The 25893-nt window shown below is 64.1% G+C and carries 21 protein-coding genes and 1 tRNA gene; 13 read left to right on the forward strand and 9 right to left on the reverse strand.

The annotated features are described in order from the left end of the window. Positions 1-6 precede the first annotated feature (6 nt). From nuoN to RFM52_RS04070, 9 genes are all read left to right on the forward strand, one after another. Positions 7-1443: an NADH-quinone oxidoreductase subunit NuoN gene (nuoN, locus tag RFM52_RS04030; protein WP_320295244.1), complete on the forward strand. Its 1437-nt coding sequence runs from the start codon at positions 7-9 to the stop codon at positions 1441-1443. Between the two features lie 4 nt (positions 1444-1447). Further along, the gene (locus RFM52_RS04035; RefSeq protein WP_320295245.1) at positions 1448-2269 is read left to right on the forward strand and encodes a biotin--[acetyl-CoA-carboxylase] ligase; all 822 of its coding nucleotides are present in this window, start codon (positions 1448-1450) and stop codon (positions 2267-2269) included. Between the two features lie 93 nt (positions 2270-2362). Further along, positions 2363-4033, forward strand: a complete 1671-nt coding sequence (locus RFM52_RS04040) for a ribonuclease J (RefSeq protein ID WP_320295246.1) — start codon at positions 2363-2365, stop codon at positions 4031-4033. Between the two features lie 128 nt (positions 4034-4161). Further along, on the forward strand, positions 4162-4566 hold the full coding sequence (gene mce / locus RFM52_RS04045; RefSeq protein ID WP_320295247.1) for a methylmalonyl-CoA epimerase: 405 nt from the start codon (positions 4162-4164) through the stop codon (positions 4564-4566). Beyond that, a complete protein-coding gene (locus RFM52_RS04050) occupies positions 4563-4847 on the forward strand; it encodes a DUF1467 family protein (RefSeq protein ID WP_320295248.1) in 285 nt (94 codons plus the stop codon). Before mce ends, RFM52_RS04050 begins: the two co-directional genes overlap by 4 nt. 575 nt (positions 4848-5422) lie before the next feature. Continuing rightward, positions 5423-6751 (forward strand): proline--tRNA ligase, encoded by a 1329-nt coding sequence (proS, locus tag RFM52_RS04055; protein WP_320295249.1) that lies wholly within the window; start codon positions 5423-5425, stop codon positions 6749-6751. Further along, entirely contained in the window at positions 6748-8034 is a 1287-nt protein-coding gene (locus RFM52_RS04060) for a lipoprotein-releasing ABC transporter permease subunit (protein WP_320295250.1), read from the forward strand. Before proS ends, RFM52_RS04060 begins: the two co-directional genes overlap by 4 nt. Next, positions 8034-8714, forward strand: coding sequence for an ABC transporter ATP-binding protein (locus RFM52_RS04065; protein WP_320295556.1), 681 nt, complete (start codon positions 8034-8036; stop codon positions 8712-8714). Before RFM52_RS04060 ends, RFM52_RS04065 begins: the two co-directional genes overlap by 1 nt. An 803-nt stretch (positions 8715-9517) precedes the next feature. Then, positions 9518-10768, forward strand: a complete 1251-nt coding sequence (locus RFM52_RS04070) for a site-2 protease family protein (protein WP_320295251.1) — start codon at positions 9518-9520, stop codon at positions 10766-10768. A 248-nt stretch (positions 10769-11016) separates the two neighbouring features. Here the strand turns inward: RFM52_RS04070 and lipB are convergent, their stop codons facing one another. Further along, entirely contained in the window at positions 11017-11760 is a 744-nt protein-coding gene (gene lipB / locus RFM52_RS04075) for a lipoyl(octanoyl) transferase LipB (RefSeq protein ID WP_320295252.1), read from the reverse strand. Between the two features lie 239 nt (positions 11761-11999). On the opposite strand from lipB, the gene RFM52_RS04080 reads away from it, so the two are divergent. Further along, positions 12000-12084: transfer RNA gene (locus RFM52_RS04080), tRNA-Leu, on the forward strand. 158 nt (positions 12085-12242) lie between these two features. Here RFM52_RS04080 and RFM52_RS04085 read toward each other — a convergent pair. From RFM52_RS04085 to RFM52_RS04110, 6 genes are all read right to left on the reverse strand, one after another. Next, positions 12243-14873, reverse strand: coding sequence for a phosphoenolpyruvate carboxylase (locus RFM52_RS04085; protein ID WP_320295253.1), 2631 nt, complete (start codon positions 14871-14873; stop codon positions 12243-12245). A gap of 256 nt (positions 14874-15129) precedes the next feature. Then, positions 15130-16029: a succinate--CoA ligase subunit alpha gene (gene sucD, locus RFM52_RS04090; protein WP_320295254.1), complete on the reverse strand. Its 900-nt coding sequence runs from the start codon at positions 16027-16029 to the stop codon at positions 15130-15132. Positions 16030-16042: 13 nt separating this feature from the next. Further along, positions 16043-17230, reverse strand: a complete 1188-nt coding sequence (locus RFM52_RS04095; RefSeq protein WP_320295255.1) for a malate--CoA ligase subunit beta — start codon at positions 17228-17230, stop codon at positions 16043-16045. Positions 17231-17250: 20 nt separating this feature from the next. Beyond that, positions 17251-18234 (reverse strand): HpcH/HpaI aldolase/citrate lyase family protein, encoded by a 984-nt coding sequence (locus tag RFM52_RS04100; RefSeq protein WP_320295256.1) that lies wholly within the window; start codon positions 18232-18234, stop codon positions 17251-17253. Between the two features lie 10 nt (positions 18235-18244). Further along, complete coding sequence (locus RFM52_RS04105; RefSeq protein WP_320295257.1) at positions 18245-19435, reverse strand: aminotransferase class V-fold PLP-dependent enzyme; 1191 nt, start codon at positions 19433-19435, stop codon at positions 18245-18247. Between the two features lie 122 nt (positions 19436-19557). Then, positions 19558-20229, reverse strand: a complete 672-nt coding sequence (locus RFM52_RS04110; protein WP_320295258.1) for a response regulator transcription factor — start codon at positions 20227-20229, stop codon at positions 19558-19560. 382 nt (positions 20230-20611) lie between these two features. Here RFM52_RS04110 and mgtE point away from each other — a divergent pair, with 382 nt between their 5' ends. Further along, the gene (gene mgtE, locus RFM52_RS04115; protein ID WP_320295259.1) at positions 20612-22009 is read left to right on the forward strand and encodes a magnesium transporter; all 1398 of its coding nucleotides are present in this window, start codon (positions 20612-20614) and stop codon (positions 22007-22009) included. Between the two features lie 143 nt (positions 22010-22152). After that, positions 22153-22539: a MerR family transcriptional regulator gene (locus tag RFM52_RS04120; protein WP_027168973.1), complete on the forward strand. Its 387-nt coding sequence runs from the start codon at positions 22153-22155 to the stop codon at positions 22537-22539. Positions 22540-22865: 326 nt separating this feature from the next. On the opposite strand, the gene RFM52_RS04125 is transcribed toward RFM52_RS04120, so the two are convergent. Together RFM52_RS04125 and RFM52_RS04130 are read right to left on the reverse strand one after the other, a co-directional pair. Further along, positions 22866-23345, reverse strand: a complete 480-nt coding sequence (locus RFM52_RS04125) for a methyltransferase family protein (RefSeq protein ID WP_320295260.1) — start codon at positions 23343-23345, stop codon at positions 22866-22868. Beyond that, a complete protein-coding gene (locus RFM52_RS04130; RefSeq protein WP_320295261.1) occupies positions 23342-24343 on the reverse strand; it encodes a heparan-alpha-glucosaminide N-acetyltransferase in 1002 nt (333 codons plus the stop codon). Before RFM52_RS04130 ends, RFM52_RS04125 begins: the two co-directional genes overlap by 4 nt. A gap of 228 nt (positions 24344-24571) precedes the next feature. Here RFM52_RS04130 and RFM52_RS04135 point away from each other — a divergent pair, with 228 nt between their 5' ends. After that, positions 24572-25771, forward strand: a complete 1200-nt coding sequence (locus tag RFM52_RS04135; protein WP_320295262.1) for an MFS transporter — start codon at positions 24572-24574, stop codon at positions 25769-25771. The last annotated feature ends 122 nt before the right edge of the window (positions 25772-25893 follow it).

Genomic DNA, 25893 nt, shown 5'->3' on the forward strand with positions numbered 1-25893 from the left:
TAGACCATGACGCCGGACCTTCTCTCCAGCCTTTCGCTCTCGACGCCGGAACTGATCCTGGCCGTCGGCGCGCTGGTGCTCCTGATGATCGGAGCCTATTCGCGCTCCAACAACACCATGACCGTGACCGGGCTGGCCGTCATCGTGCTGGTGGTGGCCGGCCTGTGGCTTGCCTTCTCCGGCGGGCGGGGCGCTGCCTATGGCGGCGCCTTCGTGCAGGATTCCTTCAGCGCCTTCATGAAGATGCTGGCGCTGATCGGTTCGGCGGTGACGCTGGTCATGTCGATGCGCTTTGCGCGCCAGGAACATTTCGACAAGTTCGAATTTCCGGTGCTTATCCTGCTCTGCACGCTCGGCATGCTGCTGATGATCTCGGCCAACGGCATGATCGGGCTCTATCTCGGGCTCGAGCTGCAGTCGCTGGCGATCTACGTGCTGGCGGCGATCAACCGCGACAATCTGCGCTCGACCGAGGCGGGCCTGAAATATTTCGTCCTCGGCGCGCTGTCGTCGGGCATGCTGCTTTACGGCATCAGCCTCGTCTACGGCTACACCGGCAACACCGGTTTCCAGGAGATCGCGACGGCACTCGGCAGCGGCGAGCGCCAGCTCGGCCTCGTCTTCGGCCTGGTGTTCGTGCTTGCCGGCCTTGCCTTCAAGATCTCGGCCGTGCCGTTCCATATGTGGACGCCGGACGTCTATGAGGGCGCGCCGACGCCGATCACCGCTTTCCTGGCGGCGGCGCCGAAGATGGCGGCGATGGCGCTGATCGTGCGCGTCACCATGGGCGCTTTCAAGCCGATCGCCGCCGACTGGCAGCAGATCATCGTCTTCATCTCGATCGCCTCGATGGCGCTCGGCGCATTCGCGGCGATCGGCCAGACCAACATCAAGCGCCTGATGGCCTATTCCTCGATCGGCCATATGGGTTATGCGCTGGTCGGCCTTGCCGCCAACAGCCAGGCCGGCGTGCGCGGCGTCGCCATCTACATGCTGATCTATCTGGTGATGACGTTGGGCACCTTCGCCTTCATCCTCGCGATGCGGCGCAAGGAAGGCAATGTCGAGCAGATCAGCGATCTCGCCGGCCTTTCCTCGGCCAACCCGATCATGGCCACCATCCTCACCATCCTGATGTTCTCGCTGGCCGGCATTCCGCCGCTCGCCGGCTTCTGGGGGAAGTGGTACGTGTTCCTCGCCGCCATCAACGCGCATCTCTACGCGCTGGCGATCATCGGCGTGCTGGCCTCGGTGGTGGGCGCCTACTACTATCTGCGCATCATCAAGATCATGTGGTTCGACGAGCCGGTCGGCGGTTTCGTGCCTATGGCCAGCGAGCTGCGCCTCGTGCTCGGCGTCAGCGGCGCCTTCGTGCTGTTCTATGTGCTGATCGGCGGGCCGATCGGCAGCTATGCCGAAGCCGCCGCCAAGACCTTCTTCTGACGGGATGGCATTTCGGCTGGCTCCAACCGCGGCGTCGGAGGGGTTCCGGCTCGAGGCGCATGACAGCGTCGGCTCGACCAACGCGCTGGCGCTGGATCACGCGCGCGCCGGCGATCCCGGCAAGCTCTGGGTCGTTTCGAAGAAGCAGGAAAGCGGTCGCGGCCGCCGTGGCCGTGTCTGGGCAACGCCTGAAGGCAATCTCGCGGCGACACTGCTTCTGGTTCCGGGCGGCGAGCTGCGGCTTGCCGCGACGCTCGGCTTTGTCGCAGGGCTGGCGCTGGCCGACGCGCTCGACGCCGTCGTGCCGAAGGGCCGGATCGCCGTCGCCTTGGATGGCGCGAGCCAGGGCCGCAACCGCTTCGAACTGAAGTGGCCGAACGACGTGCTGGCCTCGGGCGCCAAGCTTGCCGGCATATTGCTGGAATCGGCGATGCTGGAGGGCGGCCGTTTCGCAGTCGCCGTCGGCATAGGCGTCAATGTCGTGGCCTATCCCGAGGACTTGCCTTATCCGGCGACGTCGCTGCAGGCATTGGGCGCCGAGTGCGACGCCGAGATACTGTTCCTGGCGCTTTCGGATGCCTGGAGCGAGAATGCCCGGATGTGGGATAACGGGCGCGGGCTCGATGCCATCAGAAAGCGCTGGCTTGGCCGTGCGGCGGGCCTCGGCGGCGAGGTTGCTGTCAGAATTGACGGCAATGTGGTGCGCGGCGTCTTCGAGACCATTGACGAGGACTGCCGTTTCGTGATCCGCGACGATAAGGGATCGGTTTTGACGATCGCGGCCGGCGACGTGCATTTCGGCGCTGTCGCCTCGGCCCGGGTATAATTTTGTTCAGTGCAATTCCGGACGGAAACCGTGACACGCATTTCCCGGCATTGCTCCAACGGCTTGGCCTGACGGCCAGGAAGGAAAGAATTCATGGCGAATAAGGAAAACGCCGAGCTCGTCTTCGCGCCGCTGGGCGGCGTCGGCGAGATCGGCATGAACTTCGCCCTCTACGGCTATGGGCCCGCCGACGCGCGCGAATGGATCATCGTCGATGTCGGCGTCACCTTCCCCGACAGCGCGCATCCCGGCGTCGATCTCATCCTGCCCGATACGCGCTTCATCGAGGAGAATATCGACGGGCTGCGCGGCATCGTGATCACCCATGCGCATGAGGACCATTACGGCGCGCTGCTCGATATCTGGCCGAAGCTCAAGGCGCCTGTATGGATGACGCCGTTCACCGCCGGCCTGCTCGAAGCCAAGCGGCAGGGCGAGCAGAATGCGCCGAAAATACCGGCGTCGATCTACCGTGCGGGCGAGAAATTCACCGTCGGACCGTTTGAGATCGAGGCCATTCCGGTGGCGCATTCGATCCCCGAGCCGATGTCGCTGGCGATCACCACGCCCGCAGGCACCGTCATCCACACCGGCGACTGGAAGATCGACCCGGCGCCGACGATCGGCCCGATGACCGACGAGGCGCGTTTCCGCGCCTATGGCGACAAGGGCGTTCTGGCGCTGATCTGCGATTCCACCAACGCGCTGAGGGAAGGGGAGTCGCCCTCGGAAGTGGCGGTCGGCGAAGGCCTCAAGGGCGTCATCGAGAAAGCCAAGGGCCGCGTCGCGGTCACCACCTTCTCCTCCAATGTCGGGCGCATCGTCTCGATCGCCAGGGCGGCGCGCGACGCCGGCAGGCAGTGCCTGGTGCTCGGCCGCTCGCTGAAGCGCGTCATCGATGTGGCGGGCGAGCTCGGCTATATGGACGGCCTGCCGGAGTTCATCGCCGAGGAAGACTACGGCTATATCCCGCGCGAGAACCTGGTGATCATCTGCACCGGCAGCCAGGGCGAGCCGCTGGCGGCGCTTGCAAAGCTTTCGCGCGACGAGATGAAGTCGGTGGCGCTGACGGCCGGCGATACGGTGGTGTTTTCCTCGCGCACCATTCCCGGCAACGAAAAAGCGATCCTCGAGATCAAGAACCGGCTGATCGACCTCGGCATGAAGATCATCGAGGACGGCGACGCGCTGGTGCACGTCTCCGGCCATCCGCGGCGCAGCGAATTGCGCAAGATGTATGAGTGGGTGCGGCCGCAGATCGGCGTTCCCGTGCATGGCGAGGCGGCGCATCTGGTGGCGCAGGGCTCGCTGATGTCGACGTCGGGCATCGGCCAGGTGGCGCAGGTGCGCGACGGCGACATGCTTCGGCTCTGGCCTGGTCCCGCAACGATCATCGACCAGGTGCCGTTCGGCCGGCTCTACAAGGATGGCAATCTGATCGGCACCGACCAGGCGATGGGCATACGCGACCGCCGCAAGCTTTCCTTTGCCGGCCATGTCGCGGTCAATGTCGTGCTCGACGACAAATATGAGCTTGCCGGCGACCCCGACCTGGTGGCGATCGGCGTCGCCGAGGCCGATGCCCGCGGCGAGACGCTGGAGGACCTGATGCTCGATGCGGCAATCGGCGCGGTGGACTCCATTCCGCGCCAGCGCCGAAAAGACCTCGACCTGGTGCAGGAAGCGGTGCGCCGTGCCGTGCGCGGCGCCGCCAACGAAGCCTGGGGCAAGAAGCCGCTGGTGACGGTGTTTGTGACGAGATGACGGAATAGGCAATAGGGATTAGGCAGTAGGCAATAGGAAAGGCGATTGCGTTTCAGCTCGCCAAATTTGCTTCTTCTCTACTGCCTACTGCCTACTGCCTACTGCCTACTGCCTAAGGAAAACCGCCAATGCTTGGACGCCTGAACCATGTCGCGCTTGCCGTGCCGGATCTGGCCGCGGCGATGGCCGCCTATCGCGATACGCTGGGCGCGCGGTTGAGCGCGCCGCAGGCGCTGCCGGAACATGGGGTCACCGTCGTGTTCGTCGATGTCGGCAACACCAAGATCGAGCTGCTGGAGCCGCTGGGCGAGGCTTCGCCCATCGCCGCGTTCCTCGAGAAGAACCCCTCCGGCGGCATGCATCACGTCTGCTATGAGGTTGATGATATCCTGGCCGCTCGCGATCATTTGAAACAAAGCGGCGCGCGCGTGCTGGGCGACGGCAACCCGAAGATCGGCGCGCATGGCAAGCCGGTGCTGTTCCTGCATCCCAAGGATTTCTTCGGCACGCTCGTCGAACTGGAGCAGGCATGAACTGGATTCTGTTCGCCGCGCTGTTCTTCGTCACCTGGTGGCTGGTGCTGTTCGTTGTTCTTCCGTTCAGCCTGCGCACCCAGGACGACGACCAGGATGTCACGCTCGGCACCGTTTCCAGCGCACCGCGCGGCCCGCATATGCTGCGCGCCTTCATCCGCGCGACGATCGTGACGGTGATCGTGATGGGCGTTCTCTACGGTCTTACGATGGGCCTGGGATTCAGCTTCGACGACATCATGCGGATCATGCCGGACTTTAGTCCGAACGGCAGTCACTGACGCTGAAGATACAGTCTCCGCAAGTATTGGGCAGCATGCGCGCGCCAAGGTTGAAATCGGAAGCCGGCTTCCGATTTCAACGGCTGGTCACGCCTGATGCTGTTTGGCAGATGGTTGTGCTAAGCAGATGATTGCACAAAAAAAATGCAAGGCACGAGGCCTTGCAATTTAAACGCGTCCGATCCGTTTCCGGTGTCCGGCGGCAGCGAGTTACCGCGCCTAGATCGCATCCTCCCAAGACTTTGACCGCGTAGGAGAGCAGATTTTTCTCCGCCCTCTCGGTTATCGGGGCACACTAGACCAAGGCAGGTGAAAATGTCACGAAGAATTTTGCCTCGAAACAGGCAATATCGTGCTGCACTGCACAATAGTGCGGCAGGGCTTGCTTGTGAATCGATCAAAAAGCCATTTGCGGCACTTTGCGGCCAAAATCGCCTTTTTGGTAAGGTGCAGAAGGCCCCGATACTTTGGGGCACTCGGGTTTCCATTCGGCCATGAAATGGCTATGAAACCCGGGCAAGCAGCCTAAGGTGCGCCGATTCCCCGCGCCGCCATCTTCATTCACGGACCAGTCCATGCGTTTGTCGCGCTATTTCCTGCCCATCCTCAAAGAAAATCCCCGCGAGGCCGAAATCGTCTCGCACCGGTTGATGCTGCGCGCCGGTATGATCCGCCAGCAAGGGCAGGGCAGCTTTTCGTGGCTGCCATTGGGCAAGCGCGTGTTGGACAAGGTCTGCCGGATCATCCGCGAGGAACAGGACCGCGCCGGCGCGCTGGAAATCCTGATGCCGACCATCCAGTCGGCGGATCTGTGGCGCGAAAGCGGCCGTTACAACGACTACGGCAAGGAGATGCTGCGCATCAAGGACCGCCAGGACCGCGACATGCTCTACGGGCCGACAAACGAAGAGATGGTCACCGAGATTTTTCGCGCCTACGTGAAGTCCTACAAGGACCTGCCGCTCAACCTCTACCACATCCAGTGGAAGTTCCGCGACGAGGTGCGGCCGCGCTTCGGCGTCATGCGCAGCAGAGAATTCCTGATGAAGGATGCCTATTCCTTCGACCTCGATTTCGAGGGCGCCAGGGCCGCCTACAACCGCATGTTCGTGTCCTACCTCAGGACGTTCACCCGCATGGGCTTGCAGGCCATTCCGATGCGCGCCGACACCGGTCCGATCGGCGGCGATCTCAGTCATGAGTTCATCATCCTGGCCGAAACCGGCGAGAGCAAGGTGTTCTGTGACCGCGCCTATCTGTCGCTCGACGTGCCGGGCGCCGGCACGAACTTCTCCAACGATGCCGAGATCGGCGAGATCGTGCAGAAATGGACGACGCCTTACGCCGCCACCGACGAAATGCATGACGAGGCGGCCTGGGAGAAAGTCGCCGAAGGCGACCGGCTCTCGGCGCGCGGCATCGAGGTCGGCCATATCTTCCACTTCGGCGAGAAGTATTCCAAGCCGATGAACGCCAAGGTGACCGGCCCCGACGGCAAGGATCACTATGCTTCCGGCGGCTCCTACGGCATCGGCCCGTCGCGGCTGGTCGCGGCGATCATCGAGGCGAGCCATGACGAAAACGGCATCATCTGGCCGGAGGCGGTGGCACCCTTCGATATCGGCCTGATCAACATGAAGGTCGGCGACGGCGAATGCGACCGCGTCTGCGACGAGTTCTACGCAGCGCTTACTTCAGCCGGCAAGGACGTGCTCTATGACGACACCGACCAGCGGCCGGGCGGCAAGTTCGCCACCGCCGACCTGATCGGCCTGCCGTGGCAGGTGATCGTCGGCCCGCGCGGCGTGGCCGCCGGCGAGGTCGAGATCAGGAACCGCAAGTCGGGCGAGCGCGAGACGCTGCCGATCGCCGAGGCCAAGAAGCGCCTGGGTATCGCCGCATGAGCGAGGCGGCGACAGCGGCCAGATCAGGGGCGGGCGCCTTTTCCGGATTCGAGCGCATGGTGGCGTGGCGCTACCTGCGCTCGCGGCGCAAGGAAACGGTGATCTCGGTCATCGCCTCGATCTCCTTTCTCGGCATTATGCTCGGCGTCGCGACGCTGATCGTCGTCATGGCCGTGATGAACGGTTTTCGCGCCGAACTGCTCACCCGCATCCTCGGCGTCAACGGCCATCTCATCGTGCAGCCGCTCGATTCGCCGCTGGAGGATTACGCCCAGGTGGCGAGCCGCATCAACGGTGTCGCTGGCGTCAAATACGCCATTCCGCTGATCGACGGCCAGGTGCTGGCGCAAGGCAATGTCGGCGGCGGCACGGGCGCCCTGGTGCGCGGTATCCGCGGCGAAGACCTCGGCAAGATTTCGATCGTCTCCAGCAACATCAAGCAGGGCACGCTCGACGGTTTCGACACCGGCGAGGGCGTGGCGATCGGCAAGCGTATGGCGGAGAGCCTCGGGCTGGTGCTCGGCGACACGATCACGCTGATCTCTCCCGACGGCGACGTGACGCCGCTCGGCACCACGCCGCGCATGAAGGGCTACAAGGTCGTGGCGATCTTCGAGGTCGGCATGTCGGAATATGACAGTTCGATCGTGTACATGCCGTTCTCGGAGGCGCAGCTCTATTTCAACATGGACGGGCGCGCGCAGACCATCGAGATCTATGTCGACAATCCCGACAATGTCGATGCGCTGAAGCCGCTGGTCGAGCAGGCGGCGCAGCGCCCGGTCGATCTCGTCGACTGGCGCCAGCGCAACGAGACCTTCTTCTCGGCGCTGCAGGTCGAGCGCAACGTCATGTTCATGATCCTGACGCTGATCGTGCTGGTGGCGGCGCTCAACATCATTTCGGGCCTCATCATGCTGGTGAAGGACAAGGGCCACGACATCGCCATCCTGCGCACGATGGGCGCCTCGCGCGGCGCGATCCTGCGCATCTTCCTGATGACGGGGGCGGCGATCGGCGTCACCGGCACCATCGCCGGCGTGCTGCTCGGCGTCGTCATCTGCCTCAACATCGAATCGATCCGCCAGTTCTTCTCCTGGATGACCGGCAGGATCCTGTTCAATCCCGAGCTCTATTTCCTCAGCCAGCTGCCGGCGAAGATGGATCCGCGCGAGACGACCTATGTCGTGATCATGGCGCTTGCCCTGTCGTTCCTGGCGACAGTGTTCCCGGCCTGGCGGGCCGCCCGGCTCGATCCCGTCGAAGCTCTGAGGTACGAATGATGGCCGAGGCCATTATCGAGTTGAAGGGCGTCGAACGGCACTACGTCCAGGGGCCGCGCAAGCTCACCATTTTGAACGGCGCCGACTTTTCGCTCCGGCGCGGCGAGATGGTGGCGCTGGTGGCGCCGTCGGGCACCGGCAAGTCCACCCTTTTGCACACGGCGGGGCTGCTGGAGCGGCCCGACGCGGGCGACGTGATCCTCGCCGGCCGTGCCTGCGGCCGGCTGTCGGACGACGAGCGCACCGCGATCCGCCGCAACGATGTCGGCTTCGTCTACCAGTTCCATCATTTGCTGCCGGAGTTCTCGGCGCTCGAGAACATCATGATGCCGCAGCTGATCAAGGGGCTTCCCGCCAAGGACGCCTCGGAACGGGCAGCCCAGCTTCTCGACTACATGCAGATCGGCAAGCGCGCGCAGCACCGGCCGGCCGAGCTTTCCGGCGGCGAACAGCAACGCGTCGCCATTGCCCGCGCGGTCGCCAACGCGCCGCTGGTGCTCCTGGCCGACGAGCCGACCGGCAATCTCGACCCGGTCACCGCTTCCTATGTATTCGACGCGCTCGAGGCACTGGTCAGGCAGTCGGGCCTTGCCGCGCTGATCGCCACCCACAACCATGAGCTCGCCTCGCGCATGGACCGGCGCGTGACGCTGGCCGAGGGCAAGGTGGTGCCTCTCTAAGGCCGGGTCGACCCAGCGTAGGCCTGGAGCCGGCTTTTAGACGGCGACGCTTGTCAGCGCGAGGCCTCTGTCACGAACGTGATAGAATGCGGCCTCTCGCCGGTCGGAGGCCGCCGTGAAAAAGGTCATTCTCGGGATTGTCGTGCTGTTGTTCCTGGCGGTCGCTTTGTCGACCGCTTACTCCCTGCTTTTCGGATGTCCGCATGGCGGCTCATACCGGTGCGTCCAGGGCTTCAATCGGGAAACCTGCGGCTGCCCGCAGTCGTAGGTTTCGAGCGCTCCTGCCGCCAAGACAACAGGCATCCATCAGCACGTTGCGCGCGACGGTTGGCAACCGATAGCGTTTGATCTCGTGGCCCTTAAGGGGCGCTCGCAGCACAGCGCCTTCCTCGCAGCGAGCGATTAACCTTTCATTTACCGTGCAAAATTCTCTGCCTGTCGTCGTGCCAGGATGGTCGTTGACATTCGAACAAAATTAGAACAAATTACGAACATACCAACAACGGAGAGAGTTATGTCTGATCTGGTTCAGGATGTCGTCTCGCTGGTTTGCATGAGCACCTTTCTCGTTTCGATGGCGATCTGGATCGGCGCCATGTGATCAGGCGGCCTTGCCGCCATACGGGACGGGCAAATGCCCGCCCGTTTGTTCGAGCGGGCGAGAACCTGCCCAGGGACGGGGAAGACCCGCCCGGAACGGATAAGAGCCCGCCAGGGACGGGCAAGAGCCCGCCCATGTTTGTTAAGTCTTTCTTGGCCGCGCCGCCGTTAGGCTGCTCCTTCAAGACAGGGAGCGAAGGCAAGTGTCGGTCATCGTCACGGTCACCCTCGTGGCCGGCAATCTCGGACTGATCTTTCTTTTGATGACCGTGCCGCTCGGACTGCGCACGGTGACGGCGCGCCGCGTAATCAAGGCCGACCGTGATCGCCTCTGGCAGGCGCTGTGGCCGTTCGGCGGCGATGCCGGGTGGTCGGGCGAAATCCTTTCCGCCGAGCCCCTGGACAGCGAGGGGACGGCGCTGATCCGGCTCTCCTGGGAAGGACGGGACGGCCGGCCGATCGACCGCAAGGCGCGGTTCGAGGATGTGAAGGAAGGAAGCTACTTCTCGATGATCGTCGTCGACGACACGGCGCTCGATCCATCGTTCTGGGCGAATTATCGCGAGACCGCCGAACTCGTGCCCGAGGGCGATGCCACGCGTGTCACGCTTACCCAGACCGATCGCTATCGCGGCGTCGCGTTCCTTATCTTCCGTTTCTTCGCCATGCGCCGCGAGCTCCGCAAGCTGGACGTCTGGGCGGCTACCGGCACGTATCGCAAGGGCGGCTGGTTCGAGCGTCCGCTGAGCCAGGTCGGCTTTGCCCTGCTTTCGGCCTTGATCCTGTGGCCGTTCTTCGGCCTCAATATCGGCGGCCTGGCCCTTGCCGCGATCCTGACGTCGGTGGTCGCCCTGCACGAGCTCGGCCATATGGCCGCCTTCCGGCTGACCGGGCATCGCCGGGCGCGGATGATCTTCATCCCGCTGCTTGGCGGCATCGCCATCGGCGGCAGGCCCTATGACAGCCGCTTCGAGGTCGCCTTCGTGGCGCTTATGGGCGCCGGCTTCTCCGCTTTCCTGGTGCCGGTGCTGATCGCCGCCAGCGGCTTCGCCAACGGCGAAGGACATCGGCTCGCCGCCATGCTCCTGGCCACGCTTGCCGGCTGCGCCTCGCTGTTCAACATCGCCAATCTGGTGCCGGTGTGGAAGTTCGACGGCGGCCAGGTGTTGCGCCAGATCTGCCCGGGTCCGGCGGCACTCGCGCTGGCGTCCTTCCTGCTTTTGTCGGCGCTCCTGGCGCTCGGCTGGCAGGCCGGTTTCTCACCGAGCTTCCTGCTGATCGCCGGCGCGGTGTTCGCGATCCTCAGCCTGATCACCATGGGCAGCGGCGTAAAGCCGCGACACGAGCTGAAGCCGATCCGGCCCTTCGACCGGCTGGCCATTGCCGGCGCGCTGCTCGCCGTCTTCGCCATCCATGGCTACGGCATGCTGTGGGCCTCGGCACAACTGATGTAGAGTGTGCTGAGTTTCAGATGAGGTCGGCCTGCAAACGGCGGCTTCCTGCGCTTCCGGTGCTCACGTACTTCAAGTACGCTCCGCTCCGGCTTTCGCCGGCCGAAGCCCTCATAGGGGTCTTCGCTCCATGAAGGCTACGGCCGGCGTAGGCCGGTTCTCGGAATCCACCTTGTTCGGTCGCTTCGCGCCCGTCTTCGACTTCGTCTCGACCTGACCCGAATCTCAACACACTCCCGGCGGAGCGACTCTCAGCCGGCCTTGCGGGCAGGCTCGGCAACCGGAACGGCTGCAGGCCCAAACACGTCCTCGAACGCCGATTTCAGCGCGAGGTCGAGATCGGCCATGGTGACCGGCAGTCCGAGATCGACAAGGCTGGTCACGCCATGATCCGAGACGCCGCAGGGCACGATGCCGCCGAAATGGCCGAGGTCCGGCTCGACGTTGATAGCGATGCCATGGAAGCTCACCCAGCGCCGCAGCCGGATGCCGATCGCCGCGATCTTGTCCTCGGCCGGCGTGCCGTCCGGCAGGGCAGGGCGATCCGGCCGCACCACCCAGACGCCGACGCGGTCCTCGCGCCGCTCGCCGCGCACATTGAAGGCGGCAAGCGTGGAGATGATCCATTGCTCGAGCGCCGCGACGAAGGCGCGCACATCCTCGCGCCGCCGCTTCAGGTCGAGCATCACATAGGCCACGCGCTGTCCCGGGCCGTGATAGGTGTATTCGCCGCCACGGCCGGCGGCAAAGACCGGGAAGCGGTCGGGGTCGATCAGGTCCTCGCTGCGGGCGCTGGTGCCGGCGGTGTAGAGCGGCGGATGCTCGACCAGCCAGACCATCTCGCCTGCCGTTCCGCTGCGGATCGCTTCGGCGCGCGCCTCCATGAAGGCCAGCGCGTCCGGATAGGCGGTGAGCCCGGGCTCGATCATCCATTCCACCGGCGCCGAACCGGGGAGCGGCAGGAACGACGTGGCGATCTGGCTGCGTTCTGTCATGGAACTTTCTCGATGTTCCATTCATATGGCGGCAATCGGCCAAAACGTCCAGTTCCGCCGGCGAGAAGCCGGGCCTGGAAGGGGTGTGCAAGCCGCTTTGTCCGATGCATGTCGGTCTCCCAAAACCGCTCCGCACTTTTGGGCGACATGCATTCGCGATTATTCCGCTCAGCGCACTTGTTTCGCCGGAAACGATTTGCTACAGGCCCCGGGCCGGACGGTTCCGGCTCCTACCACGTGCGGTCGTGGCGGAATTGGTAGACGCGCAGCGTTGAGGTCGCTGTGGGGCAACCCGTGGAAGTTCGAGTCTTCTCGACCGCACCATTCTTCCTAAAGCCAGCTGAATTCGGCACCGGCAAGCGACTGTTCTCGTCGCTGCCTGCGGCTCCCTCGGATCAAGATGAAAGCGGCGGCGGGCATGAAGACCACACCGCCGCCAGAGTTTGACGCGAGGACGTTTTTCCGCAGTTTGGCCAAACGGCCTACCCCGTCCAGCCCAGACCTGCCGAGATGCAGTTGATCGACACAAGCAGGGCGTCGGTCGCCCGCTTCTGCTCCGCCGCGGCGGCGCTTGTCCGGACTTCGCGCAGCAGATCGACCTGCAGCCGGTGAATATCGTCCATCTGCCGGCGCAGATTGTCGAAACGCCGCTTGAACATCGGGAAGCGCGCGGAAAGATCGCCTCCCGTGAGGTCGCCGATCAGGCGTCGCGTCAATTCGTATTCGGCGGCGATGCGCGCATAGATCCGTCCGGCAGCATCGCCGTCGGACACCAGGCCGGCATAGAGCCGCGCAATCTCCATGTCGGACTGGTAGAGCGTCTTTTCGGCCTCGTCGACGATCAGGCGGAAGAAGCGCGAGTGCTCGAACATGCGTGCCAGAAGCTCGCGCCCAGTCTCACCGCGCACCGTGACGAAGGCGCTCAGGGCGCTGCCGATGCCATACCAGCCGGTCAGCAGGTGACGGTTCTGGCTCCAGGCGAACACCCATGGAATGGCGCGCAGGTCGGCAATGCCGCTGGCACCGAAACGGCGATCCGGGCGTGAGCCCATTTTCAAGAGCGCCAGTTCCGCGACCGGGCTCGCCTGGTTGAAATAGTCGAGGAAGCCCGGCTCGGCCATCAACCCGGCATAGGATGCCTGCGACATGCCCGCGAGCGCTTCCAGCGCTTCGTCGAACTCCGGCGATTCCTTCGCACCGGCATCGCCGGTTGATCGGATACCGTGCGCCAGCACGGCGGCGGCGAGGACCTCGAGCTGGTTGAGGCCGGTGCCGCGATTGGCGAATTTCGACGATACGACCTCGCCTTGCTCGGTCACCCGCATGGCTCCGGCCACAGTGCCTTGCGGCTGTGCCGCGATCGCGCGGCCGGTCGGCGCGCCGCCACGGCTGACGGAGCCGCCGCGACCGTGAAAGAAACTGATCCTGGTGTTGTGCTTGCGGCCGATGGCGGCGAGGCGCTTTTGCGCTTTTGCCAGTTCCCAATTGGATGCCAGGAATCCGCCGTCCTTGTTGGAATCCGAATAGCCGAGCATGATTTCCTGGCGCGCGCCGAAATCGCGCACCGTCCGCCGCACCAGCGAAACGCCGAGCAGTCCGTTGAGTATGGCAGGGGCGGCCTGCAGATCGGCGATGGTCTCGAACAACGGCACGATCCGCAGCCTGATCGTGCCGCCGCCACCTGGCGCGGTCGATAGCCCGCAATATTGCGCCAGCAGATAGACCGCGAGCAGATCGTCGGCCGATCGGGTCATGCTGAGCACGAAGGAGCCGACGGCGTCGGCATCGGAGCCCGAGACTTGCCTGGCGATAACCGAGAACGTCGAAAGCAGTTCGCTCGCTTCCGGCGAGAGCCGTCCTTCGTCGATCTCCAGCCGCTCGCCCTGGCTGAGGGCTGCGCGAATGCGCGCCGACCAACCCGGTGTGCCTGGGACGACCGGATCCGTCAGCGCGAACAGCTCGGCCAGCACCCGGTTGACGACCGTGGAGTTCTGGCGAATGTCGAGCGAGACGGTGCGGAAACCGAAGCTTCCGACCTGCCAAAGCAGCGGCTGGACGAAGCGCCTGGCCACCGCGCGCCCGCCGATCGCTTCCAGAACCCAAGACAGCGCGCGCAGATCGGTGCGAAACGCCTCCGCCGAGGGGTACGCCGCCGTGCCGCCGTCGCGCGTGGCGACCAGCCGGGCAAGCAGGGCAGAAGCGAACTGGCGGAGCGGTTCGTCAGGGTTGCGGGCGGCGATCTCGTCAGCTTCTCCGCTTTTATCAAGCGCTGATTGCAGCACCTGCCTGAAGGTCGCCGGCAGCTCGATGACGTTCGAGCTGGCGCTGAGCACCGACACCAGCCGCTGCACCTGCGTCAGATACCAGCCTATGGCGGTGTCGCGGTATTCGGCCATGGCGTGGGCGGTGACTTCGGCCGTCACATTCGGATTGCCGTCGCGGTCGCCGCCGATCCACGAGGCATAGCGCATGAAGGACGGAATTTTTATTGGCTCGCCCGGATAGTGACGCGCGAAGGCGTCCTGAAGCTTGCCATAGAGCTGCGGCGTCCCCTCGAAGATGACTTCGCGGAAGAAATGCAGGCCCCAGGCGATCTCGCGCTCGACCGTCGGGCGCTCCAGCCGCAGCTCGCCCGTCATCCACAGAAGCTCGATCTCGCTTTCGAGATCGGCGACCAAGAGATCGCGTTCGCGCGGCGCCCAGCGCGGCTGGTCGAGCTCGGTCAGCTTGCGATAGATGCGGCGATGAATCTCCAGCACGGTGACGCGCTTGGCCTCTGTGGGATGCGCTGTCATGGTCGGGCCGACGCAGAGTTCGTCGAGCGCCGCCTGCGCTTCCGTCGCCGAGTGGCCGTTCGCCGCCATCCCGGCAATCACGCTGGCGAACGAACCGGGCACGTCGTCGACACCCGCGCCCTGTTCGAGTTCGCGCCGCGCCCGCATGGCAAGCAATTCGTCGGCAATCGTCAGCAACTGGAACCACACGCCGCTCGCCTGAAGCGCCGGGATGCGCTGTTCCGGGGCGAGGGAGACAAGCGACCTGCGTCCGCTCAGGACCGCCGCGATCTCGGGCTCGCGTGCGCTTGCGACCTGAAGCAGCAGACGCAGCAGCAAGCTGCGCTCGTCCTCACGAAACCTGATGCGTTTGCTCTGTTCCAAAGCCGCTGTCCCGCCCATTGCCGCTGAGCTGCGCTAAGCGCTTGTTTTCACGCAATTCCAGATAGAAAATCGCTGCGCACAGTTTCTCGAATTGCTCTGACCAAGGTCGCGTCGACCGTAAGGCGAGCCGATCCGGGCCGGCGACCGCGAAGATCGCCGGCCCGAGACTGGCTTCACGTTCTGCTTTCCGCGACTTTCGCCTGGCCAGCTGTCAAGCAGCCTTCTTCGTCCGCGCCAGCGTGTCGGCCACGACCTCGCCGAAAGAAGCAGGGGTCGGCACGATGACGACGCCGGCTTCCTTGAGGATCTCGACCTTTTCCTGCGCCGATTCGCCGAAAGCGGAGATGATGGCGCCGGCATGACCCATGCGCCTGCCCTTCGGGGCGGACAGGCCGGCGATGTAGGCGATCAGCGGTTTGCGCATGTTGTCGCGCGCCCAGATCGCGGCTTCGGCTTCCTGCGGGCCGCCGATCTCGCCGATCATCACCACGGCGTCGGTATCCTCGTCGCGCTCGAAAAGCTGCAGGATGTCCTTGAAGGACGAGCCGTTGATCGGGTCGCCGCCGATGCCGACGCTGGTCGAAACGCCGATGCCCAGCGCCTTCATCTGCGAAGCGGCCTCATAGCCCAGCGTGCCGGAACGGCCGACGATGCCGACGCGCCCGGGCAGGTAGATGTTGCCAGGCATGATGCCCATCAGCGCCTGTCCAGGCGTGATGACGCCGGCGCAGTTCGGGCCAACCAGCCGCATGCGGTCCTCGAAGCGGTAGCGGCGCATGTAGCGCTTGACCTGCATCATGTCCTGCGAGGGGATACCGTCGGTGATACAGACGCAGAGTTTTATCCCGGCGTCCGCCGCTTCCATGATCGAATCGGCGGCGAAGGGCGGCGGCACGAAGACGATGCTGGCCTCGGCGCGGGTCTCACGCACCGCGCCCTTGACCGTGTTGAAGACGGGCAGGCCGAGATGCGTCTGGCCGCCCTTGCCGGGGGTGACGCCGCCGACCAGCTTGGTGCCGTAGCGCTTCATGTCCTCGGCGTGGAAGCTGCCGATCTTGCCGGTGAAGCCTTGCACGATCACGCGCGTGCTGCGGTTGAGCAGGATTGCCATTTATCGACCTCCCTCAGGCTGCTTTTTTGTTCTTGGTGGCTTCGCGCCAGGCGGCGACGGCTTTTTCGGCGGCTTCGGCCAGCGTGTCGGCGACGATCACCGCCTCGCCGGAATCGGCGAGGATCTTGCGCCCTTCGTCGACCTTGGTGCCGGAAAGGCGCACCACCAGCGGGACGTCGACACCGACCTCGCGGATCGCCTTGATGACGCCTTCGGCGACCCAGTCGCAGCGGTTGATGCCGGCGAAGATGTTGACCAGGATGGTCTCGACATTCTTGTCGCCGAGCACGGCGCGGAAGGATTTTGCCACCCGCTCGGGTGAGGCGCCGCCGCCGATGTCGAGGAAGTTGGCCGGCTCGCCGCCGGCGATCTTGATCATGTCCATCGTCGCCATGGCCAGCCCGGCGCCGTTGATGATGCAGCCGATATTGCCCTCGAGCCCGACATAGGAGAGGCCGCGGTCGCTTGCGAAGGTCTCGCGCGGGTCTTCCTGGCTCTTGTCGCGCAGCTCGGAAATCTCGGGACGACGGAACAGCGCGTTCTCGTCGAACGACATTTTTGCGTCGAGCGCGACGAGGCTGCCGTCGCGCGTCACCACCAGCGGATTGATCTCCAGCATCGAGGCGTCGTAGTCGCGGAACACCTGGTAGCAGCCCAGGATGGTTTCGGTGGCCTTGCCGATCAGGTTGCTTTCAAGGCCGAGGCCAAAGGCGATCTCGCGCGCCTGAAAACCCTGCATGCCGACGCCGGGGTCGACGGTGGCGCGGATGATCGAATCAGGCTTCTTTTCAGAGATATCCTCGATCTCCATGCCGCCGGCGGCCGACGCCACGATCATGACGCGCTCTTCCTTGCGGTCGAGCACGAAGCCGAGATAGAGCTCCTGAGCGATGTCGACGGCCTCCTCAAGATAGAGGCGAGAGATCAGCTTGCCGCGCGGGCCGGTCTGCTGGGTCACAAGCTTGCGCCCGAGCATGGCTTCGGCAGCGTTGGAGATCTCCTCGTCGTTCGAGCAGAGTTTGATGCCGCCCGCCTTACCGCGCGCGCCGGAATGAACCTGCGCCTTCAGCACCCATTTGGCCCCGCCGATCTCCCTGGCACGGTAGGTCGCCTGTTCGGGGCTGTAAGCGAGGCCGCCGCGCGGTACATGCACGCCGTGGCGGGCAAGCAGTTCCTTGGCCTGGTATTCGTGGATGTCCATCTTGTCCTCCCGGTATTTTTCTACTGCGCGGCGGCGGCATGCGGCCCATTAGCCAACAAAGTTTGGCTGGCGCGCTCGATCGCCTCGTTGACCACCAGCACGTTGCGCGCCATGCGCTCCGACGCCGCGTCGATCATCTTGCCGTCGAGCGCAGCGGCACCCTTGCCGAGCGCTTCCGCCTCCTTCAGCACTTCGAGGATGCGGCGGGCGCGCGTGACTTCCTTCTCCGGCGGCGAGAACACGTCGTTGGCCAGGGCGATCTGCGAAGGGTGGATCGCCCATTTGCCTTCGATGCCGAGTGCGGCGGCGCGTCGGGCGGCTGCCTTGTAGCCCTCGGGGTCGGAGAAATCGCCGAACGGTCCGTCGATGGCGCGCAGGCCGTAGGCGCGGCAGGCGACAGTCATGCGCGACAGCGCAAAATGCCACTGGTCGCCGGGATAGTCCGGATTGAGCCCGCCGATGTTGACGGTGCGCGCCTTGTTTGAGGCGGCATAGTCGGCGACGCCGAAATGCATCGCTTCCAGCCGGCCGGGCGTGGCGGCGATCGCCTCGACATTGGCCATGCCGAGCGCCGTCTCGATCAGCGCTTCGAGGCCGACGCGGGTCTTGAAGCCCTTGGCCATCTCGATCTGGTTGACCATGGCCTCGACCATATAGAGGTCGGCCGGCACGCCGACCTTCGGCACCAGGATGGTGTCCAGCCGGTCGCCGGCCTGTTCCATGACGTCGACGACGTCGCGGTACATGTAATGGGTGTCGAGGCCGTTGATGCGCACCGACACGGTCTTGCCCTTGGCGCGCCAGTCGATGTCGTTCAGCGCCTGGATGATGTTCTTACGGGCACGCTCCTTGTCCGGCGGCGCCACCGCGTCCTCGATGTCGAGGAAGATGAAGTCGGCGGCGCTGTTCGCCGCCTTGTCGATCATCTCGGGGCTCGAACCGGGTACAGCCAGTTCGCTGCGCTGCAGCCTCAGTTTCTTCAGGTGGTTGATGGTGTGGCTCATGGTGCGCTCCTCACGCCGCCTTGGCGACAGGCACGTCGGCCGTGCGGCGGAAGTGCTCGATGGCCGCGCCGACGCCGGAGCCCGGCGCAAGGTCGACGCCGCAATCGAGTAGCGTCAGCTCGGCGGCGGAGACCGACGCAAGCACCATCACCTCGTTCAACCAGCCGAGATGGCCGATGCGGAAGACCTTGCCGGCCACCTTGTTGAGGCCGCCGCCGAGAGAGGTGTTGTATTTCTGGTAGGCGCGCTTGACGACATTGGCGCTGTCGATGCCTTCCGGCACCACAATGGCACTGACGGTGTCGGAATGCCATTTCGGCGCCTTGGCGCAGAGCTTCAGGCCCCAGGCGTCGACGGCCTTGCGCACGCCTTCGGCCAGCCGATGATGGCGGGCGAAGATGTTCTCCAGCCCTTCCTCGGCGATGAGATCGAGCGAAGCGCGCAGGCCGCGCAGCAACTGGGTGGCCGGCGTATAGGGGAAATAGCCGCCGTCGTTGGTGCGGATCATGTCTTCGAAGGAAAAGTAACAATGCCGGTGGGTCGCGACCCGCGACGCGGCCAGCGCCTTCTTGCTGACCGACAGGAAGCCGAGGCCGGCCGGCAGCATGAAGCCTTTCTGCGAACCGCTGACAGCGCAGTCGACGCCCCATTCCTCCTGCCGGAAGTCGATCGAGCCGATCGAGGAGACACCATCGACGAAGAGAAGCGCCGGGTGGTTCGCGGCATCGAGCGCGGCGCGGCAGCCGGCGACGTCGCTGGTGACGCCGGTCGCGGTCTCGTTCTGCGTGCAGAAGACCGCCTTTATGAGGTGCGCCTTGTCCGCCTTAAGCCGCTCCGCATAGATTTCGAGCGGGACGCCGGTGCCCCATTCGCAGTCGATGACGTCGACCTCGAAGCCGAGGCGTTCGGCCATGTCGACCCACAGATGCGAGAACTGGCCGAAGCGCGACATCAGAACCTTGTCGCCGGGGCTGAGCACATTGGTCATCGCCGCTTCCCAGGCGCCGGTGCCGGAGGAGGGGTAGATGAAGACGCGGCCGGTCTCGTTCTTGAAGACCTTTTTGATGTCTTCGAAGAGCGGCAGCGTCAGGTTGGGGAAAGAGGAAGCGCGCATATCCTCCATCGGCAGGTTCATGGCCTGCCGGACTTGCTCGGGAATGTTGGTGGGCCCCGGGATGAAAAGATGCGTGAACCCAGCCATGCGCGAAACTCCTCCGATCGTTTGTGATTGTGGAGGAAGTTTCGTCTTGAAGAGGCTCGCCAACAACACCTTGCCGGGTAAGTTGTTGGCCCTTGCGGGTGGGACTGTCCTACCCGGTTGGCCTACCCGATAGGCGATTTGGGCGTGCGTTGTTTCTCGCTGGAATAGAGCGCCACGGCCATGGCGCGGTTGCGCACGTCCAGCTTGTCGTAGAGATTCTTCAGGTGGTACTTCACCGTATTCTCGGAAATCCCGGTCCGCGTCGCGATCTGCAGGTTGGTCCAGCCGTCGGAAAGCACCGCCAGCAATTCCCGCTCGCGCACGGTGAGCCTCGACAGCGGCGTGTCGTTGACCTTGTTGATGTCGATATAGGGAATGCAGATGCGACCATGCGCCACCGCCAGGATCGTCTCGAAGATCACCGGCGGATCGTCGAACTGGAAGCAATAGCCCTGCGCGCCGAGGCGCACGCATTGCTTCAGGATGCCGATGTCGTGGTCGTTGGAAAAGATCGTGATGCGCACGCCGAGCTTGCGGTTCTGAACTTCCGCGAGGACGTCGGCGCCGTCCATGTCGGCGAGCTTCCAGCCGACGACGGCGACATCGAATTGCGTGGCGGCGGCCAGTTCCAGGAATTGTGCGCCGCTGTGCACGGCACCGAGCAAATCGAAGCGGCCGTCGCATTCGAGCATTTCGCGCAGGGCCGAAACGACGAATGGATTGCGCTCGGCAACGACCACGCGAACGCGCTGCTCGGCATTTGCCTGGTTCGTCTTTGCGGACTTGATGTTCAAGGGCAGCGTTTGTCCTCGGACCGTTTAGCGATGCGCTGATCCTGGGGGATCATCCATCATGACAATTCTGCCTCAATGGGGAAGGGGTGCTCTTTCCCCAGCGACATGCGCTGTCGCGTCGGCTGAAGCGATTGTCACGTCCGCGACGCGGGCGCCCCACGCTGTTATCGAGCGGTTGCGAGGCGAAGACAACCGCCACATTTCCTTGGCTATTCCGAGCGCTAGAGCGACTTCCTTCGAAGACGAATCCTGTCGCCGCGCTATCTGCCGCACAGGGTTTGGATTTCCCGAAAAGCGGTTTCCACTTTTCGGGATCATGCACTAGACCTCGTTTGGGGATTCCTCGTTGCGGGAGGCGCTGGTGGAAGGCCAGGACAGACAGATGAGGGGCGCCGCGTCCGCCGAGGAGCATCACGCCGACATCTATGGCGAGGACGGCGCTGTCCGCGCCTCCTTCCTTGCCCAGATCGGCGCGGCGATCGCCGACCGCGACACGATCACCCTAAAACGTGAAGTCGGCGACCTGCACCAGTCGGAACTGGGCGACGTGCTGGAGGCGCTTCACCCCGAACAGCGCCGCGCGCTGGTCGAATTGCTCGGCACCGATTTCGACTTCTCGGCGCTGACCGAGGTCGACGAAGCGATCCGCATGGACATCGTCGACAATCTGCCCAACGAGCAGATCGCGCAGGCGGTGCAGGAGCTCGATTCCGACGACGCCGTCTACATCCTGGAAGACCTCGAGAAGGAAGACCAGGATGAGATCCTGTCGCAACTGCCTTTCACCGAGCGCATCAGGCTGCGGCGGGCACTGGACTATCCGGAAGAGACCGCCGGTCGGCGCATGCAGACCGAGTTCGTCGCCGTGCCGCCATTCTGGACGATCGGCCAGACCATCGACTACATGCGCGAGGACAAGAACCTGCCCGACCGCTTCAGCCAGATCTTCGTCATCGACCCGAGCTTCAAGCTGCTCGGCGCCATCGATCTTGACCAGATCCTGCGCACCAAGCGCGCGGTCAAGGTCGAGGAGGTCATGCATGAGACCCTGCATGCGATCCCGGCCACGATGGACCAGGAAGAGGCGGCGCGGGAGTTCGAGCAATACAACCTGCTCTCCGCCGCCGTGGTCGACGAGAACGGGCGGCTGGTCGGCGTGCTGACCATCGATGATGTGGTCGACGTTATCCAGGAGGAGGCGGAGGAGGACCTGTTGCGCATGGGCGGCGTCGGCGACGAAGAACTGTCCGACACGGTGCTCGCCACCTCGCGCTCGCGCGTGCCCTGGCTGCTGGTCAACCTTGTGACCGCCTTCCTTGCCGCTTCGGTCATCGGCCTGTTCGACCACACGATCGAGCATATCGTGGCGCTGGCGGTGCTGATGCCGATCGTCGCCGGCATGGGCGGCAATGCCGGCTCGCAGACCATGACGGTGACCGTGCGCGCGCTGGCGACCAAGGACCTCGATATCTACAACGCCGCCCGCATCATCCGTCGCGAGCTCGGTGTCGGCTTCATCAACGGCGTGGTGTTTGCGGTGCTCATCGGCATGGTCGCCGGCTTCTGGTTCCGCGACCCCAATCTGGGCGGCATCATCGCAGCGGCGATGATCATCAACATGTTTGCCGCAGCACTTGCCGGGATACTCATCCCGCTGGTGCTCGACCGCCTCAAGATCGATCCGGCGGTGGCCTCGGCGGTCTTCGTCACCACCGTCACCGACTGTGTCGGGTTTTTCGCTTTCCTCGGGCTGGCGACATGGTGGTTTAGAGTTCCCTAAATCAACAAGCCGGCGTTAATTGACTTTTACGTAAATGCCGTGCGAGGTTGCCGCGGGGTCACGGGCCGATTCCGGCGCGAGATGGGTCTGATCGGAGGGAAGGGCGACGCTCCAAGCGGCGATGCCCGGGCTTGGGAGTGGGAATGCGGGAATATTATACGATCACCGAGCTGACACGCGAGTTCGACGTGTCGACGCGGACTTTGCGTTTTTACGAAGATGAGGGGCTGGTGCAGCCTGTGAGGCGCGGCCGCACGCGGCTGTTCCGGCCGTCCGACCGGCATCTGATCCGGCAGATCATGCGGGGAAAAAGGCTCGGTTTCTCGATCAACGAGATCCGCGAGATCATCCAGATGTACAAGGAGCCGCCCGGCGAGGTCGGCCAGCTCAAGCTGATGATCAAGCGCATCGAGGAGAAGCGCGAGGACTTGCGCCAGAAGCGCCGCGACCTGGAGGAGACGCTGGCCGAGCTCGACCAGGCCGAAGAGTCCTGCGTGGAGCGACTGGCTGAGCTCGGCGTGAATACGTAGCCCGCTGATAGCCGAATGCTAACTGTCGCAAACGTTCGAGATTGGCCGGAGTCTCTCAGCTTCGTCATCCACGGGCGGAGCGGGAGCGAAGCGGACGCGGAGACCCGAGGATCCATTCCGTGATTTTAGCCGTGGGATGCAGCGGAGCAGAATTCTGCACCGCGGCGACGCCTCAACGTCACGGAATGGATTCTAGGGTCTGCGCGCGTCGCTTCGCTCCTTGCTCCGCCCTAGAATGACGATGGATCAGGCGTTGCGGCCAATGAGAAACACGCAACCTTACCTGCCCAGAACCTGACCCCGCGACCGATCCAAGCGAGGCAGCCTCAAATCCAGCGCCGCACCCGCTTTGCGTAGTCCCGGTATTTCTTGCCGAACTTCGCCGCCAGGATCTTTTCTTCCTTCTCGATCGCCAGCTTCTGCGTCGCGAAGGCGGCGAGGAAGGCAAAGATCAGGAACCAGGCGATGCCGGTGATGAAGGCGACGCCGATCAGCAGCAGCGTGTTGGCGAGATACATCGGGTTGCGGGTGATGCCGAAGGGGCCGGACGTCACCAGGTGGTCTGGCTCGGCATTGGGATCGAGCGTCGTCCTGGCCTTGAACATGGCGCGGATGGCCGTGATCCACAGCATGGCGACGCCGAACAGCGCCACCCAGCCGACGCCGAACAGGAGATCGCCGAAGATGTCGCCGATCCAGGGCAGCGGGTAGAGCATGCCGAGGACGACGCTCGCCGCAATCGCCACGACATAGATCACCGGCGGCCAGGGAATGATCCCGTGTCTGGGCTTCACGATACCCGTCATTGCTGCCCTCCCTCCATCTGGTCCTCCGTCGCGGCGGTGCAGGTTTCCGCCAGATCGGCCAGATGCGATTTCCAGACACTGGACTGGTCGTTGGCGTAGAGCTTATCGAGAGACCCTTCGCCCTTCAGCGTGTCCAGCATGCAGCCACAATAGCTCGTACAGAACTTGCTGTCCCGCTGCTGTTCGCACTGCGCCTGGCAAGCCGGCAGGAAGCCGGCTTCCTTGTCCTGAGGGGCGGCGGGCATGACCTGGGAGAAAAGCCATACAGAACCGAACAGAAGCGGCTGGTGGATGAGGTAGAAGGCGAGGCTGTGACGGCCGATGAAGGTCAGCGGGTTCGACCAGCGGCCGGGCGCCCATGTTCCCAGACGGGCGAGCAAGCCCGATGCGGAAGCAAGCTTGACCGCTGCGATGCCCGCAAGCACCGCGCCAAACCACGGGAAAAGCGGCACATAGTCGTTGGAACGCGGGTTGGTGGCGGAAAGGCCGACCCACCACAGCGCCGGATGGTCGAAGAACTCCGAGCGCAGATAGTAGGGAGCAGCAATGACGACCGCGGCAATGATTGCCGTCAGCAGCCAGGGCAGCCTCAGAAAGGCGAGGCCGAGCAGGCTGGCCAGCGCGATCTCGTGCAGGATGCCGAAGAAGATGAAGCCGTCGGGGGTGACGAAATATGTGACGGCGGAAATGGCGATCGCCGCCACGGCGACCATGGCAAAACGCTTCCAGAAGCCAGGCCAGCGGATGTGACGGCCATGGGCGAGGAAAAGGCTGACGCCGACCAGGAACAGGAAGGTCGAGGCAATGCAGCGAGCGTACAATTTCCACCAGCCGAACGCGGTGAGGGCTGGCGTGGTGTAGCCGAAGTTTTCGAGATCCCAGGTGAAGTGGTAGCTCGCCATCGCGAGCAGCGCGACGCCGCGCAGGACATCAAAGGCGACGATGCGGCTGGACTTCGGTGCGTCCTGAACAGGGTCGCTCATCGTTTGAAGGCTCATCGTCACGCAATCCGATTCAGTCGAGCCGAATGACTATCACGGTTCAAGTGGACGACAGAAGCAGGCAGCCATCAACGCGTTTCATGGCAGCCATGAAATTCCGCTTTAGGCCAGTGACGGAAAGCCTTTGGCAGGCTTCGCTTTTCGGCCTCTGGGGGTCGGTTTCCTGCTACTGGCCGGCAGCTGGTCCGGCCAGATTTGAGGGGTGATTCACGTTTCGGAGGGCCGATGTCCACCCATGTGCGCCATCCGATCTGGCTTCCGGCCCTGCGGCCGGCGGATGCGCGCACCTTCGCTTCGCTCTATGCGGTGGAATCCTTCGCCCGCGCCACGATCTCCAGCGTCATCCCGATCCAGGCCTACGAGATCCTGCACAACGAGCGGATCGTCTCGATCCTCTACACCATCGTGTCCCTCATGGGTCTTTCGGTCACGCTGTTCATGCCGATTCTCATCCGCCGCTTCGCGCGGCGCTGGGTCTACACGGCAGGCTGCGTGCTGCTGGCGATCGGCTCCGCCTTCTTCGTCACCCACACGCTGCCCGGACAGATTGCCGGCATGCTTTGCCGCGTCATGGGGGCGAGCGCGTTGTCGATCACGCTCAACCTCTACATCATGGATCACATCCGCAAGACCGACTTCATGCAGGCGGAATCGCTGCGCATGGCCTGGTCGATGTTTGCCTGGACCGGCGGGCCGACGCTGGGCATCTTCCTCTACACCCATTTCGGCATCTATGCCGCGCATGGCGCCGTCGTGGTTTTTGCGTTCGCGCTGCTTTGCCTGTTCTGGTTCTACCGGTTGACCGACAACCAGTCGATCCGGCCCGGCAAGTCGCGCCCGGCCAATCCGCTTGCCAATATCGGTCGCTTCGTCAAGCAGCCAAGGCTCAGGCTTGCCTGGCTGATCGCGTTCGGCCGCTCCTGCTTCTGGACGACGTTCTTCGTCTACGGCCCGCTGTTCATGGTGATCACCGGCCAGGGCAAACTCGCCGGCGGCTTGCTGGTTTCGGCCGGCAATGCGCTTTTGTTCATGGCGATTTTCTGGGGCAGGGCGGGCAGGCGTTTCGGCGGACGGCGCGTCATGACTTTCGCCTATTTCGCCATGTCGGCGGTGTTGTTCGCGGCGGGCGGCGTCGGCGAGGCCGCGCCCTTGCTGACCGGCGCGTTGCTGCTCTGCGGCGCACTCTTCACCATCGCGCTCGACGCGCTCGGCTCGACCGCCTTCATGCGCTCCGTGCGCTCGTACGAGAAGGCGCAGATGGCTGCGGTCTACCGCACCTATCTCGATTTCTCAGAGCTGACGCCGCCGCTCGTCTATTCGGTGGTGCTCACCTTCTTCGGCCTCGGCTCGGTGTTCGTCACGCTCGGCATCCTGGCCGCCTTCTGCGGCTTCGTCACCTGGCGCTACCTGCCGAAGGCGTTTTAACGGTAAAAGCGAGCATGATCTTTTCCGAAAACCGGCATCCACTTTTCGGGATCATGCTTGCTCTGCCGACAGCCGACACCCGGGCAAAGCCGTTGTCAATTGGCGGCCCTCCGGGTTGTAGC

It is taken from the genome of Mesorhizobium humile (assembly GCF_033977215.1).
GTDB lineage: Bacteria > Pseudomonadota > Alphaproteobacteria > Rhizobiales > Rhizobiaceae > Mesorhizobium > Mesorhizobium humile.